General features: G+C 64.6%; 12 protein-coding genes. 6 read left to right on the forward strand and 6 right to left on the reverse strand.

Annotated elements, in window-relative coordinates; all coding sequences use genetic code 11:
- Nucleotides 1-8: 8 nt before the first annotated feature.
- From RSO41_RS06665 to RSO41_RS06675, 3 genes are all read left to right on the forward strand, one after another.
- Complete coding sequence (locus RSO41_RS06665) at nucleotides 9-1,238, forward strand: exonuclease SbcCD subunit D (protein WP_315618300.1); 1,230 nt, start codon at nucleotides 9-11, stop codon at nucleotides 1,236-1,238.
- Nucleotides 1,235-4,540, forward strand: a complete 3,306-nt coding sequence (locus tag RSO41_RS06670; protein WP_315618301.1) for an AAA family ATPase — start codon at nucleotides 1,235-1,237, stop codon at nucleotides 4,538-4,540. Before RSO41_RS06665 ends, RSO41_RS06670 begins: the two co-directional genes overlap by 4 nt.
- Nucleotides 4,541-4,838: 298 nt before the next feature.
- Nucleotides 4,839-5,828, forward strand: a complete 990-nt coding sequence (locus tag RSO41_RS06675) for an alpha/beta hydrolase (protein ID WP_315618302.1) — start codon at nucleotides 4,839-4,841, stop codon at nucleotides 5,826-5,828.
- Nucleotides 5,829-5,865: 37 nt separating this feature from the next.
- Here RSO41_RS06675 and RSO41_RS06680 read toward each other — a convergent pair whose 3' ends face one another.
- Nucleotides 5,866-6,237 (reverse strand): DUF2306 domain-containing protein, encoded by a 372-nt coding sequence (locus RSO41_RS06680; RefSeq protein ID WP_315618303.1) that lies wholly within the window; start codon nucleotides 6,235-6,237, stop codon nucleotides 5,866-5,868.
- A 103-nt stretch (nucleotides 6,238-6,340) separates the two neighbouring features.
- Here RSO41_RS06680 and RSO41_RS06685 point away from each other — a divergent pair, with 103 nt between their 5' ends.
- Nucleotides 6,341-6,871, forward strand: coding sequence for a PadR family transcriptional regulator (locus RSO41_RS06685; protein WP_315618304.1), 531 nt, complete (start codon nucleotides 6,341-6,343; stop codon nucleotides 6,869-6,871).
- 161 nt (nucleotides 6,872-7,032) lie between these two features.
- Here the strand turns inward: RSO41_RS06685 and RSO41_RS06690 are convergent, their stop codons facing one another.
- Entirely contained in the window at nucleotides 7,033-8,460 is a 1,428-nt protein-coding gene (locus RSO41_RS06690) for a Glu/Leu/Phe/Val dehydrogenase (RefSeq protein ID WP_315618305.1), read from the reverse strand.
- A gap of 250 nt (nucleotides 8,461-8,710) precedes the next feature.
- Here RSO41_RS06690 and RSO41_RS06695 point away from each other — a divergent pair, with 250 nt between their 5' ends.
- The gene (locus RSO41_RS06695; protein ID WP_315618307.1) at nucleotides 8,711-9,571 is read left to right on the forward strand and encodes an SDR family oxidoreductase; all 861 of its coding nucleotides are present in this window, start codon (nucleotides 8,711-8,713) and stop codon (nucleotides 9,569-9,571) included.
- A gap of 36 nt (nucleotides 9,572-9,607) precedes the next feature.
- Here the strand turns inward: RSO41_RS06695 and RSO41_RS06700 are convergent, their stop codons facing one another.
- From RSO41_RS06700 to RSO41_RS06710, 3 genes are all read right to left on the reverse strand, one after another.
- The gene (locus RSO41_RS06700) at nucleotides 9,608-9,796 is read right to left on the reverse strand and encodes a hypothetical protein (RefSeq protein WP_315618308.1); all 189 of its coding nucleotides are present in this window, start codon (nucleotides 9,794-9,796) and stop codon (nucleotides 9,608-9,610) included.
- Between the two features lie 211 nt (nucleotides 9,797-10,007).
- Nucleotides 10,008-10,511 carry a GFA family protein gene (locus RSO41_RS06705; RefSeq protein WP_315618309.1) on the reverse strand — a complete coding sequence of 168 codons (504 nt, stop codon included), beginning with the start codon at nucleotides 10,509-10,511 and terminating at the stop codon, nucleotides 10,008-10,010.
- 213 nt (nucleotides 10,512-10,724) lie between these two features.
- Nucleotides 10,725-11,843 (reverse strand): alkene reductase, encoded by a 1,119-nt coding sequence (locus tag RSO41_RS06710; RefSeq protein ID WP_315618310.1) that lies wholly within the window; start codon nucleotides 11,841-11,843, stop codon nucleotides 10,725-10,727.
- A gap of 193 nt (nucleotides 11,844-12,036) precedes the next feature.
- Between RSO41_RS06710 and argE the strand changes: the two genes are divergently transcribed.
- A complete protein-coding gene (gene argE, locus RSO41_RS06715) occupies nucleotides 12,037-13,200 on the forward strand; it encodes an acetylornithine deacetylase (protein ID WP_315618311.1) in 1,164 nt (387 codons plus the stop codon).
- Between the two features lie 60 nt (nucleotides 13,201-13,260).
- Here the strand turns inward: argE and RSO41_RS06720 are convergent, their stop codons facing one another.
- Nucleotides 13,261-14,226: a DMT family transporter gene (locus RSO41_RS06720; protein WP_315618312.1), complete on the reverse strand. Its 966-nt coding sequence runs from the start codon at nucleotides 14,224-14,226 to the stop codon at nucleotides 13,261-13,263.
- Between the last annotated feature and the right edge of the window lie 86 nt (nucleotides 14,227-14,312).

Below are 14,312 nucleotides of genomic sequence, written 5' to 3' on the forward strand. Positions count from 1 at the left end.
GGGCGCCCATGCTGAGACTGATCCACACCGCCGACTGGCACCTGGGCCAGAGCTTCCATGGCCAGGAGCGCCACACGGAGCACCGCGCCTTTCTCGACTGGCTGCTCGAGACCCTGATCGAGCGCGACGCCGATGCCCTGCTGGTCGCCGGCGATATCTTCGATGTGGTCAATCCCTCATTGCGCGCCCAGGAACTCTTGTACGACTTCATCGTCACCGCCCATGAGCGGCTGCCGCAACTGGATATCGTACTGATTGCCGGCAACCACGACAGCGGTAACCGCCTTGAACTCCCCGCGCCCTTGATGCGCCGCCTGCGCACCCATGCCCTGGGGCGCGTCGTCTGGCGGGAGGACGGAGAACTCGACGCCGACCACCTGCTGGTGCCGCTCACCGATGCGGCCGGCGAAACGCAGGCCTGGTGCCTGGCGCTGCCATTCCTGCGGCCCGCCGAGGTCACCGGGCGCGACGCCGAGGACTATGTCAGCGGCATCACCGGCGTTCATGAGCGGCTGATCGACGCCGCCCGGCGGCGACGCGACCCCGGCCAGGCACTGGTCGCCATGAGCCACGCTCATCTGCATGGCGCCACTGTCTCCGAGGCCAGCGAACGCCCCATCGTGATCGGCGGCGAAGAGTCGATTTCCGCCGCCCTCTTCCCGGACGACATCGCCTATGTGGCGCTCGGCCACCTGCACCGCGCCCAACAGGTCGGCGAGGCACGCATTCGCTACAGCGGCAGTCCCCTGCCACTAGATTTCAGCGAGGTCGATTATCCTCATCAGGTCGTGGAGGTCTGCCTGGATGACGAGCGGTTGACCAGTAGCGAAGCGCTTCCCGTGCCGCGTCCCGTGGCCATGCATCGTCTCGGTCCGGCTCCGTTGAATGACGTGCTGGCCAGCCTCGAAGCTCTGGACGACGACCCTGACCTGCCGCGTGAGCGTTGGCCATGGCTGGAGGTCAGCGTCAAGCTCGACGCCCCGGCACCCGACCTTCGCGCACGAGTGGAGTCGGCCCTGGAAGGCAAGGCACTGCGCCTGCTGCGACTCTCCCGCCGCCTGCCCGAAACCGAAAGCGACACCACCTCGGCACGCATCGACCTGCAGACGCTGGGACCGCGCAAGCTCTTCGAACGCACCTGGCAAGAGCGCTGGGACACCCCGCCCGGCGACGACGTCCTGGCCGACTTCGACCGCCTGCACCAGGACGTGCTCGACGACCCGGAGGCCGACGCATGAAGATTCTCGCCCTGCGCCTGGCCAACCTGGCCTCGTTGCCCGGCCCGCTGGAACTCGACTTCACCGACGCGCCACTGGCCGAGGCCGGCCTGTTCGCCATTACCGGCCCCACCGGCGCCGGCAAGAGCACCCTGCTGGATGCCCTGTGCCTGGCGCTCTACGGCAACACGCCGCGCCTCCGTCAGGCCCCTAACCGCGACAGCCAGGTCGACGACCCCGCCGGACAGTCGCTCACCACCAGCGATCCCCGCACCCTGTTGCGCCGGGGGACCGCCAGCGGTCATGCCGAGGTCGACTTTCTGGGCCGCGACGGCCATCGCTACCGCGCCCGCTGGTCGGTGCGCCGCGCCCGCGACAAGGCCGACGGACGCCTGCAAGCCGTCGATCAGTCGCTGCGCGATCTGGACGATGACCGCCTGCTGACCACCCAGAAGCGCGAGTTCGACAAGCTGCTGCCGGAACGACTGGGCCTGACCTTCGAGCAGTTCACCCGGGCCGTGCTGCTGGCCCAGAGCGAGTTCTCCGCCTTCCTCAAGGCCGACGACAACGAGCGCAGCGACCTGCTCGAACGCCTCACCGGAACCGCGGAATACTCCGCTATCTCGCGCGCCGCCTATCGTCGCGCCAGCGAGGCGAAGAAAGGCGTCGACGCCCTGGAAGCCAGGCTCGCCGACGACCTGCCCGCCGAACCGGAGGCTCGTGTCGAGCTCGAGCAGCAGGCCGAATCGGCCCGTCTGGCCCTGATCGATCTCCAGCAACGGCAGGACCAACTGGACGCCCGTCAGCGCTGGCACGACACCGACGACCGACTGAACCATGCCGTCATCGAAGGCGAGCAGCAGCGACAACGAGCCGACGCCGACTGGCAGGCATTGGCGGATGCCCGCGCCGACCGCGAGTGGCGCCGGCTGATCCTCCCCCAGCGCCACCGACTGACGCGTCAGGCCACCCTGCCCGGCGAGATCGCTACCCTGGAAGCCACCCTCGCCACGACACTCGAATCGCTCGAGGCCAGCGAAACAACGCACCAGCAGGCCAGCCAGGCCCACACCGAAGCCGAACACGCCCTGCACGAGGCCATCGAGGCACGCCGGCACGCCGACCCCGCGCTACGCGAAGCCCGCGACCAGGCGCAGCAACTCGCCGGCATCCAGCAGCAATTGGCCGAGCGGGAAGCCACCCAGGCCGAGCGCCAGAAACAACTCGCCGACCTCGACGCCCGTCACCGGAAGGCCAGGACCGAGCAACACGAGCGACGCCAGCAACGTGACGCCCGGCAAGCGACACTCAAGCAGCGGATGGGCGATCACCCGCGACTGGAGGACGCTCGCCAAGCGACTCAACGCCAGCTCGACCAGGCCGCCCAGCGTCGCCTGGCCCTGGATGAACTGGCCAGCCGCTGGCAACAGGCCAGCCGAGCCGCCGCGACCCACCGCCGGCTGACCGACCAGATCCGTGACGACGAACGCCGCCTGACGACGCTGCTGGAGCAGGGCCAACGTGCCCGCCGACGCCTCGATGAAGCGCACCGTCACTACGCCAGCGTCACTGCCATCATCGAACGCAACCGCGCCGTGCGCAGCGAGAGCGTGGCCACGCTGCGCGAGGGCCTGCGAGCGGACCAGCCCTGTCCCGTCTGCGGTGGCCTCGATCACCCCTGGCGCCATCAACCACCGCCGACGCCGGAAGCCACCCAGCTCGCCGCCCAGCAGACAGAGGAAGAACGCCAGCTGAGCGAGGCACAGGAGGAACGCGACCAGGCACAACAACAACGCGACACCTTGTTCGGCGAATACAGCGCCCTCGAGGCCACGCTCAAGCAGCACCGGCAAGACGCTCGAGCGGCCGAACAGCAGCTCGACGACGCCCGCCAGGCCCTGCACGGCCATCCCCTCAACGCCGAATTGTCGGCCATCGATGAGGCCGAGCGAGACACCTGGCTTGCCGAGCAAGGCGCTGACAGCGAAGCACGGCGGACGCATCACCAGCAGATACTGGACGAGTTGGCCAAGGCCGAAGCCGAGCTGGCCCCGTTGGATCGCGCCCTGCAGCAGGACGAACTCGTCATCGCCCGGCTCGAGACCCAGCGAGCGTCGCTCGACGAGGAACTGGCCGAGCTGGCCGAACGCCTCCCGCCCCTGCGCGCGCAACACGACGACCTGGCCACCCGACTCAAGGCACGGCTTGGCGAACACGCGACGCCGGACGCCTGGCAGCAATACCTCGATAACCGACAGTCACAGGCTCATCAAGCCCGGGATGCGGCGCTGAATCGCTTGCACGAAGCCAGGCAGGAAACCCAGCGCCTTGCCCAGCAGCGCGACCATGAGCGTCAACGCCTCGACGCCTTGCACCGGGAGCGCGATACCCTGGATAGCGAGCTGGCCACATGGCGGCAGTCTCACCCAGCGCTGGACGACGCCACACTGACGCGGCTGCTGGAACAGAGCGAGGCGGAAGCCCGGCAGCAGGATCAGCGACTGGATGCCGCCGAGCAGGCACGCCACAAGGCGACCGCCACCCTTGCCGAACGCCGCCAGGCGCTGCTGGACCATCGCCGCAACCCGGCATTGATCGAAGGCGTAGAAGACGACGAGACACTGCTGGGAGAGCGCGCCAACGAAACGATCCGTGAGCGCCGCACGGCGCTGATCGATGAACGCGAGGCTCTCGCGCCAGAGCTCGAGACCGCCCAGCGGCGCCGCGACGAGACCCAGCACGCCCTGCGCGACGACGACCGCAAGCGAAAGCGCCAGCAGCAGGGCCAGGCCGAGCTGGAAGCGGCCCGTACCGAATATCGCCGCTGGGGCCGGATCAACGAGTTGATCGGCTCCGCCGACGGCAAGACCTTCCGGCGTATCGCCCAGGCCTACAATCTCGAACAGCTACTGGAGCACGCCAATACTCACTTGACCGGCCTCAGCCGTCGCTATCGCCTGGTACGCGGCGGCAGCGAACTCGGCCTGCTGGTCGTCGACCGCGACATGGGCGACGAACGCCGCTCGGTGCACTCGCTTTCCGGCGGCGAGACCTTCCTGGTCTCGCTGGCTCTGGCACTGGGCCTGGCCTCGATGGCATCCGGCGAGCTGACCATCGAATCGCTGTTCATCGACGAGGGCTTCGGTAGCCTCGACCCCGAATCCCTGGCACTGGCCATGGATGCCCTCGACGGCCTCCAGGCCCTGGGCCGACGCGTCGGCGTGATCTCCCACGTCCAGGAAATGCATGAACGCATTCCGGTGCAGATTCGAATCGCGCCCGTCGGCAATGGCACCAGCCGTGCCACACTGGAAAATGCGTGAGCCACGCGACGCTGAAAAGGGAAATGCTGAATAAATAGACGAGCGCTGTGAAGGCTAGGCCCGTTCCCGACGGGCCATCGCATTTCCCACATCCATGTGGGTCACGCAAGGCGCACGGAGCACAGAAAACGAGACATAACTAGTCGTTAGGCGAGGTTTCTAGCACCGCGCACAAATTCGCCAGGAGCGAATTTGAACCGTCTTTAGACGGGCCCGCAGGGTAGCCGCCAGGGATGGCGGCTATAGCGAAGCGATTTACGCGCGCAGGCATTTATGCAATGTTTCCAAGGAGGGGCTGATGAAAATCGCCATGGGTCTATTGCTGCTGGTCAGCATCGGGTTATTGAGTACCGTCGCCCTGTCGCTCATTTTCGGCGGCCCTTCACAGCCGCCTGCCATGACCGACATCAACGGGCCGTTCAAGGCGCTCGACAATCGCGATCTTCCGGAGCTGGATACCTACCAGGCGCGTGATGGCAGCCAACTCGCCTACCGGCACTACCCGGCCGAGGCCAGCGGTGACGCCGGCAACGGCAGCGTGGTCCTGCTGCATGGCTCTGCCGGCAACAGCCGCAGCCTGCACACGCTCGCCAGGGCCTATGCCGATGCCGGGTTCAGCGCCTACTCACTGGATGTACGCGGCCACGGGGCTTCAGGGCCTCGGGGCGACATCGCCTACATCGGCCAGCTCGAGGACGACCTGCAAGACTTCATTGACGCCGTCGGGCCCGCCACGCCACGCACCCTCGTCGGCTTTTCCTCGGGCGGCGGCTTCGCGCTACGGGTCGCCGGTAGCCAACACCCGCAACGGTTTGCCCACTACCTGCTGCTCGCCCCCTTCATCAGCCAGGAAGCCCCGACGTATCGGCCCGACAGCGGAGGCTGGACGAGTGTCGGACTGCCCCGTTACATCACCATCGCGCTGCTCAACCAGTTGGGCATCGACACCTTCAACCATCTGCCCGTGATGCGATATGCCGTCGACGACGAAGTCGCCCCTTCGCTGACGCCAGCCTATTCGTTCACGCTCGCACAGAACTACCGCCCCCGGCCCGATTACCTCGCCACCCTGGAAGCGGTCGATCGCCCCATGCGCGTACTGGCAGGCCGGGACGATCAGATCTTCCGTGCCGAACACTTCGCCCCCGTGTTCCAGCACGCCGGTCACGAGGTACCGGTCAAGCTCCTGCCCGGCATCGAGCACATCGGCCTGATCCTCGACCCCGGCGCCATCGACGCCGCCATCGCCGAGACCCGCCACCTGATCGACACCAACCCTGCCCGGTAACGTGGGCACCATGGCCACAACCGAGGGGCGACAGCCACTACCAGAGCCCGAACTGCGCCGACACCCAGCGCCCCGGCATCAGGGTGCCGAAGAAAGCTCCCAGCAGACCGAGATAGGCACCAACCATCCATTGGCGGTGCTGGCGTGCCTTGCGCCTCAGTATGCTGATCAGGCCCACGGTAACGGATACCAGCACCCAGACCGAAAGCAGATGCACCGGACCGAAGTGACCAACCAGAGGTAGCAGGCTACTCCCCAGCCAGAAAGAACTGAGCGCCGAAAGCACCATGCTGCTAACCCAGATAGCCCCCAGGGTCCTGTGTACCAGGCTTCCCTTGCGCAGCATCAATACCAGTCCGCCAAGCGCCAATGCCAGAAACGAAGCATAAAGGTGCAGCGTGAACGCCATGAGATGCCCTCTCGAAATCCATGCAACTTGTTGCATAACACTAGCCGGGCACGACTTAATATGCAACTATATGCATAATAAAGGCAGAGGGTCAGGAAGCTTCATGTCATTACGCGCGGTTGTCCTCATTACACTACAGCAGGAGCCCGGCACGGGTTATGACATCCTGCAGCGCTTCAGAACAGGGCTGGCCCATGTCTGGCAGGCCAGTCATCAGCAGATCTACCGCGAGCTGGACCGCATGCGTCGCGACGCGCTGCTCGAATGCCGGTCGGTGGCGCAATCAGAGCGCCCGGACCGCAAGGTCTACCAGCTTACCGCCACAGGTCGGCAGGCGCTGGAGGCCTGGCTGGCCGAGCCGTTAAGCGCCGGGCCGGTACGCGAGCCCTTGTTCGCCAAGTTCTTTGCCTGGCGGGACTGGCCGACCGAAGCACGGCAGCACGAGCTGAAAGTGCTAAAACAACAGCTGGAGCAACGACTGGCCACCTATGCCGAGATCGAACAGACATGGTTCAGCGCTCCCGAGACACTGGCACCTGAGCAGCGCGCTCCCTGGCACACGCTGCGTCTCGGCCAGCGGCTGACGCAGACTTGGCTGGAATGGATCGAGGAAGTGATGGCGGACGACGCCTGAGATGTCCGGGCCGGCGGCACAGGGGCAGTGAAGTCCTCACCGTGTGCCGGAAGTCGAATGCTTGCATACCCAACAGCATCGCGCCCCCCCCTAACAGGAACGCCCCCGCAGGGGCGTTGGTATCTTCGGATTAATGCGGGCACTCGATAGCGAGCCTTTGCCTAAAAACCGATATCCTTGTAGTGGCGAGAGACCTTCTCGATGGCCAGGGCGTAGGCGGCCATGCGGTAATCGTTGATCTTCGGGTTCTCATTGCGCAGGCGGATGATCGACTGCAGAGCCAGACGCATGGAGTCGTCCAGACCGGAGCGCACCAGGTCGAACTCATCGGCCCCGCGCCCGATCCTCTCGCGCAGATGCTCGGGCACTTCGACGCCGGTGGCGTGCTCGATGGCATCGATGATCTGCTCGCCACGCGCCTCGTGGAAGCGACGCTCCAGGCGACCGAAGCGCACATGGTTGAGGTTGCGAATCCACTCGAAGTAGGAGACCACCACGCCGCCAGCGTTGCAGTAGGCATCGGGGAGGATCTCGACACCACGCTCCTGGAGAATCTTGTCGGCCAGGAAGGTCACCGGGCCGTTGGCCGCCTCGGCGATCAACGACGCCTGGATGCGCTCGGCATTGTCGACGGTGATCACGCCTTCCAGGGCGGCCGGAATCAGGATGTCGCACTCCATCTCCAGCACTGCCATGCCATCTTCGCGGTACTCGCCTCCGGCATAGCCCTTGACCCCGCCGTGCGCGGCGACATGCTCTCGAACCGCGCTCACATCCAGCCCATCGGGGTTCACGACCGCTCCATCGCGCTCGATGATGGCGGTGATCAGGCTGTCATCCTCGGTCTGCAGGAAATGTGCGGCATGGTAGCCCACATTACCCAGGCCCTGAACGATGACGCGCTTGCCGGCGAGCGAGCCGGACAATCCGCAACGCTCGAGCTCTTCCGGGTGGCGGAACAGCTCGCGCAGCGCATACTGCACACCGCGGCCGGTGGCCTCGTTGCGGCCGCGCACCCCGCCATGCTCCACCGGCTTGCCGGTCAGCGCGCCCATGTAGTTGATGTCATTGGGAAACATCTGCCGGTAGGTATCCACCATCCAGCCCATCTCGCGAGGACCGGTCCCCATGTCCGGCGCCGGGACATTCTGGGCCGGGCTGAGATACCCCTTGTTGATCAACTCCCGAGCAAAACGCCGGGTAATGGCCTCCAGTTGATGCGGCTCGTATTGGCGCGGATCGATCACCAGGCCGCCCTTGGAGCCGCCGAACGGCACATCCACGATGGCGCACTTGTAGGTCATCAGCGCCGCCAGGGCTTCCACTTCATCCTGGTCGACGATCGGCGCGAAGCGAATCCCGCCCTTGGAGGGCAAGCGGTGATCGCTGTGGGTGGCCCGCCAGCCGGTGAAGATCTCCGCCTTGCCGTTGACCTCCACCGGGAAGGAAACCTGTACCACGCTCTGACAGATCTTCAGGGCATTGCCGATGCCCTCGTCCAGTTCCATGATCTCGATGGCATGATCCACCATGTGTTCCACGCTCTCGCGGAATGACATGCCTTGCTGCGCGTACTTGCTATCACTCATCTTATGCCTCCATGGCTATTGTTCTCTTCACATCACGACACGCGGCAGGCTTGCCAGCGCACTCCCTCATCACTCTAGCAACTCCAGCGTCGGCTAGACGTTGAACCAACGCCATGGGCGAGCCATTTCTTCCATTGTTCACACTGCCAGGTCCCGTGCGTTTTCCGTTGCCGAATCCACCGACGGGCCATATCGTTCGAGTGGACAACGCCTCACACTTGTTCTTCAAGGCGTTGGAAAGGAGACAGAGATGGCGCAAGCCCCGACGAATTCGACACGCAACCTGCTGATCACGGGCTGTTCAAGTGGCATTGGCCATGCCGCCGCACATGCCATGTCGGCGCGCGGCTGGCGAGTCTTCGCCACCGCGCGGGCCGAGGCGGACGTCGCACGTCTCGAGGAGGAAGGCCTGGAGGCTCTGCCACTGGACCTCGCCGACAGCGCCTCGATCGAGGCCACGGTAGCGGAGGTGCGGAAACGCACCGGCGGTGAACTGACGGGACTGTTCAACAACGGCGCCTACGGCCAGCCCGGTGCCGTCGAGGACCTGACCCGGGACGTACTGCGCGAACAGCTCGAAACGAATTTGCTGGGCACCCATGAGCTCACTAGCCGCGTGCTGCCGTTGATGCGCGCCCAAGGCCATGGCCGCATCGTGCAGAACAGCTCGGTACTCGGTTTCGCCGCCCTGCCCTACCGAGGCGCCTACGTGTGTTCCAAGTTCGCCCTCGAGGGCCTCACCGACACCCTGCGCCAGGAGCTCAACGGCAGCGGCATCCATGTCAGCCTGATCCAGCCCGGCCCCATCGCCAGCCGCTTTCGCGAGAACGCCCACGCCGCCTTCAAGGCCAATATCGACACGGTCAACAGCGCCCACGCCAGGACCTACGAAAAGGTCGAGGCACGGCTCGCCAACCCCGACGGCAAGACACCCTTCGCGCTGGAGGCCGACGCGGTGGTCGCCAAGTTGATCCATGCCCTGGAACATCCGCGGCCCAGGCCACGCTACGCGGTTACCCTCCCCACCCACCTGTTCGCCGCGCTCAAACGAGTGCTGAGCACACGCGGCATGGACCGGGTGCTGTTGCGGGCGACCAAGGATGAGCGGTAGTGAGTGCCGATCAGCAAACCGGCTCTCACAAAGGCATCAGCATGACTCGCCGACGTTCTTCGCCGCGACGCTTTGAGACTCGTTGCGCACATCCGGCATCGTGCGCTGGCTAAGGGCGTCAAGCTGTACACGAACAGCTTCACGTCGCCTGGCGGCCTTTTGAGCATCTGACTGATTAGCGCTGGTAGTGTTGAAGTGATGCTCCACATAGACAGTGACGTCCATACGGCTTTCGATCGCTTGATAATGGCGTACATTATTTTAATTTCAGCTCGAAATTAAAATAAGGGCAGACGTTACTTTAATGTCGATGCCATCGACATGTTTCTGGGACGTGTCGAAAAAATCGCGTTTCGTGTGCATTTCCCGGCGACATGTCGATGTCGTGAACATGCAGTTGGCTCCCCGTAGCACGCCATTGAGGGGCTTGAACCGCCTAGCGATGAAACAGCATGGCGATCCTCGCCACGACGAGTTTGCCGATCAGCTTGAACGGGTAGGCCGAGTAACTCGGTGCGTCGTCGGGGATCGTACTGCCTTCAGGCTTGAAGCGAGTTTGAATGCGTACCTGCACAGGCCAGTCATACTCGACGAACTGCGCCCTATTCATGGAAAGCCAATGGCCTCTCTGGAAGTCGAGGTACATGAAGGTATTACAGCAGCTTGCCACGATGCGGCTGGTGGGTGATGTGCTCTTGAGCTTGACATCGCGCAGATGCTCGTCCCCTTTGGGGCATCTGACGCGATCCTTGCGGTAGAGCAGATAGGCGGTTCCGCCTGCCTCGTCGAGGATGGGCGGTGCATCGTCCAGCCGCTCGATCTGTTCCGAGCCCGCCTGGCAATCATCGCAATGACAGGCCGCACCCAAGATGGGGCTGCCGGTCACTTCGAGTTCGACGTCTCCGCATGCGCAACGCGATATGGCAGTTGATCGGGTCACAAGCCCCCGTCCGTTCAGTGTTCAACATGCAACCTACCGGGGCTTTAAGCACAGCGCTAGACCCGACCGCGCAACCACCCTGGTGAAGGCTTTGCCCAGGAAATGTCTCCCCGACAGCTATTGCCCTCATCATGCCATACCCCCTTGATGCACAAAGCCCGGCGCACTGGCCGGGCTGCTGTATCAGGCGAAGCGCGAGCAGCGCTGCCGCTATCAGGCCTTGCGATCGTGGCCGTTGTCGAGGAAGGGGTAGTCGGTATAGCCCGGCGCATCGCCACCGTAGAAAGTATCCGGGTTCGGCTCATTGAGCGCGGCGCCCAGGCGGAAGCGCTCGGGAAGATCCGGATTGGCGATGAACGGGCGACCGAAGGCCACGGCGTCGGCGGTCTTTTCCTCGAAACGTTGCCGGGCGCGCTCGGCGTCGTAGTGACCGCAATAGATCAGGCCGCCTCTGAAGCGCTCACGAATCTGCTCGCGGAAACCATCGGGGAAGGTGATGTCGCCGCCGGCCCAGTTAGGCTCGTTGAAGTGGAGGTAGGCCAGGCCACGCTGGTTCAATTGATCGGCCAGATAGAAGGCCATCGCTTCGGGTTCATCGTCGGTGAGACCGAAGATCTCGATGAAGGGCGTGAGACGGATCCCCACACGATCGGCCCCGAACACCTCGGCCACGGCATCGACCACTTCCAGCGGGAAACGCGCGCGATTCTCGATGGAGCCACCATAGCGATCGGTACGCTGATTGGGACCGGTAGCAAGAAACTGATTGAGCAGATAGGCATTGGCGGCATGTATTTCCACCATGTCGAAGCCGGCTCGCCTGGCCCGCACGGCGGCCTGACGATAGTCCTCGACAATGCCCGGAATCTCGTCGGTCTCCAGCGCGCGAGGCGTACTGGTGGGATGCCGTCCGGCGGACCCATCCTCGAACTCGACGAAGCACTGGGCGCCCTCGCCTTTCAATGCGCTGGGTGCCACGGGCTGTCGGCCATCGGGCTGCACCATTTCATGGGAGACGCGCCCGACGTGCCAGAGCTGCAGGGCAATGCGTCCGCCCTTGGCATGCACCGCATCGACCACTTGCTGCCAGCCGGCTTCCTGCTCGTCCGTCCAGATCCCCGGGGTGTAGACATAGCCCCGGGCGGTCGGCGAAATGTTGGTGGCCTCGCTGATGATGAGACCGGCGCCGGCACGCTGGCCGTAATAGGCCTGCTGCAGCTTGCCGGGAACGCTGTCAGGGGTGCGTGCCCGAGTCAGTGGCGCCATGATCACACGGTTGGGGAGGCTCAGGCTGCCAAGCTGAAGCGGAGTGAATAGTGAGGTATCGGCCATTGCGTCGCCTCCTGTGGCGAAAATCTTGCAGATGATAAAGTGAGGCACACAATAAGCGTGTTAATTATTTCACGCAAAACCCGCAAGCCGATCGACACGATAGACGGGGCCTATAGCCTGTGGAGCCGCGCCAGCTTCGGTCAGCCTCGTCCGCATGCTAATCTCCCCCCGAACTCTTGAGCCTGGAGCCGTCATGACCGCCGCCGAAATACTACAGCGCTTGGTGGGCTTTGCCACCGTGTCGCGAGATTCCAACCTGGCCCTGATCGAATGGATCGAAGCCTGGCTCGACGATCATGGTGTCGAGCATTGGCGCATCGAGAGCGACGATGGCCGCAAGGCCAACCTGTTGGCGCGTATCGGGCCGGCGGTGGAAGGTGGCGTGGTACTTTCCGGGCATACCGATGTGGTGCCGGTGGACGGTCAACCGTGGTCGAGCGACCCCTTCGTGCTGCGCGACGGCGACGATGGCCGCCTCTACGGGCGCGGCACCTGCGACATGAAAGGCTTCATCGCCTGCGCCCTGGCGGAGGTGCCCAGGTGGGTGACGATGACGCTGGAAAAGCCATTGTGGCTGGCCTTCTCCTACGACGAGGAGATCGGCTGCGTCGGGGCACCGCGCATGATCGAGCGGCTGATGGCCGACCACCCTCGCCCCTCGACGGTGATCGTCGGCGAGCCGACACTGATGCAGCCCGTGGTGGCACAGAAGGGAGCGACCAATCTGCGCACCACGGTCACCGGCCGCGAGGCTCATTCGAGCCAGGTCTATCAAGGCGTTTCGGCCATTCATGTGGCGGCCCGGCTGGTGACGAAGATCGAAGACGTCATGCGCGAGCTCAAGGCCGAGGGGCGCATCGACGAGGCCTTCAACGTGGCCCATTCCAGCCTGCATGTGGGGCGGATCGAGGGCGGCACGGCGATCAATATCATGGCGCGCCAATGTACCTTCGAGTGGGAAGTTCGCCATCTGCCGAGCGATGATTTCGAGGCACTGCGCGGCCGCATCGATGCCTATGCCGCGGAGCTGGAAGCCGAGATGCAACGAACCGCACCGGAAACCGGCATTGCCACCGAGGCACTGAACGTCACGGTGCCCGCGCTGGCCGACCGCGACAACGACGAGGTGCTGGCCCTCTGCCGTTCTTTGCTGGGCAGCGATATCGAAGCGTCGGCGGTGGCCTATGCCACCGAGGCAGGCCAATTCCAGCGCCAGGGACTCTCCACCATCATCTGTGGCCCCGGCAGCATCAGCCAGGCTCATCAGCCGGATGAGTACATCGATCTCGAGCAACTGGCGGCGGGAGAGCACTTCATGACGGCCCTGGGCGAGCGACTGTCGGCATCGGCAAGGTGACACCTTGATCGCAGGTGCCGCCTTGCCGACCAGGTAAGGTCGCACACCGACGTTTAAGCGCTATTCCTTGTCGCCTGCTGCATGGACTTGCTGTTGCATGGCCTGTTCCTGCAGGAGTCGCTCGTCGGGTGCACCGGCAGCGGCCTTGCGGCGTTGGCGATAGAGATCGCGGAGCCCACTGACCAGCATGGCAGCGACGATCATGCCGCCGCCCACGAAGGCCAGTGGCGGCGGCACCTCATCCAGCCACCACCACACCAGCAGGGCGCCGACCAGGGTTTCCAGCAGCATCACCAGACTGACCTCGGCACCAGGCAAGTAACGTGGGCCGGTCTGGATCAGGAAATAGGCGGCCGGCAGGAACAGTGCCAGCAGCGCCAGGCGCTGTACGTCCTCGGGCGGCGGTAGTTGCATCCCGCCCAGCAATACCGCCGGTACCAGCATCGCCAGGCACCCCAGCGGCAGCACGACCGTGGTGTCCACGCCACGCTGTCGGTCGCCACGCTGAACACTGGCCACCGTGGTATTGACCGCAATGGAGATCGGCACGAACAGGGCAATCGCCAGCCCCAGGGGGCTGCCCTGGCCGATCTCGCCCGCCGCCATCAAGCAGGCCCCTGTCACGCACACGGCAATCACCACCCAGGTCTGGCGGCGCAATCGTTGACCGAAGACCACCATGCCGATCAGACCCGCTACCAGCGGCGCCAGGTTCATCATCACCAGGACGTTGCCGGCGGCAGTCAGGCGCGCGGCACAGACAAACGCCCAGGCGCTGCCGGCGAATGCCAGCGGACACCACCAGGCGGCAGCACCACAGGCACGAATGGCCTCTGGCAGCCGCGTGCGATACCGCAAGGCAGCGATCGCTGCCAGCACAGCCCCCAGCAGCAAGCCGCGCCAGAACATGAAGATCGCCACCTCGGCCTGGGTATCCTTGATCAACAGGGCATCCGGCGACAGCAGGAGCACCCCGGTCATGGTGATCAGATAGCCCCGCAGGCGGAACGGCAGTCGCTTCCACATGGCTGATACCTCACCGGTTCTTGCCAGACATCATCAAAGGATGCTTATAAAAGCAAGCAGGCCGGGGGATTTCCCCGGCCTGCCTC

Source organism: Halomonas sp. I1, assembly GCF_032334135.1.
Lineage (GTDB): Bacteria > Pseudomonadota > Gammaproteobacteria > Pseudomonadales > Halomonadaceae > Halomonas.

Coding starts and splice junctions, on each gene's coding strand:
- RSO41_RS06665 (WP_315618300.1), top strand. CDS start 9: ATGCTGAGACTGATCCACACCGCCGACTGGCACCTGGGCCAGAGCTTC.
- RSO41_RS06670 (WP_315618301.1), top strand. CDS start 1,235: ATGAAGATTCTCGCCCTGCGCCTGGCCAACCTGGCCTCGTTGCCCGGC.
- RSO41_RS06675 (WP_315618302.1), top strand. CDS start 4,839: ATGAAAATCGCCATGGGTCTATTGCTGCTGGTCAGCATCGGGTTATTG.
- RSO41_RS06680 (WP_315618303.1), bottom strand. CDS start 6,237: ATGGCGTTCACGCTGCACCTTTATGCTTCGTTTCTGGCATTGGCGCTT.
- RSO41_RS06685 (WP_315618304.1), top strand. CDS start 6,341: ATGTCATTACGCGCGGTTGTCCTCATTACACTACAGCAGGAGCCCGGC.
- RSO41_RS06690 (WP_315618305.1), bottom strand. CDS start 8,460: ATGAGTGATAGCAAGTACGCGCAGCAAGGCATGTCATTCCGCGAGAGC.
- RSO41_RS06695 (WP_315618307.1), top strand. CDS start 8,711: ATGGCGCAAGCCCCGACGAATTCGACACGCAACCTGCTGATCACGGGC.
- RSO41_RS06700 (WP_315618308.1), bottom strand. CDS start 9,796: ATGGACGTCACTGTCTATGTGGAGCATCACTTCAACACTACCAGCGCT.
- RSO41_RS06710 (WP_315618310.1), bottom strand. CDS start 11,843: ATGGCCGATACCTCACTATTCACTCCGCTTCAGCTTGGCAGCCTGAGC.
- argE (WP_315618311.1), top strand. CDS start 12,037: ATGACCGCCGCCGAAATACTACAGCGCTTGGTGGGCTTTGCCACCGTG.
- RSO41_RS06720 (WP_315618312.1), bottom strand. CDS start 14,226: ATGTGGAAGCGACTGCCGTTCCGCCTGCGGGGCTATCTGATCACCATG.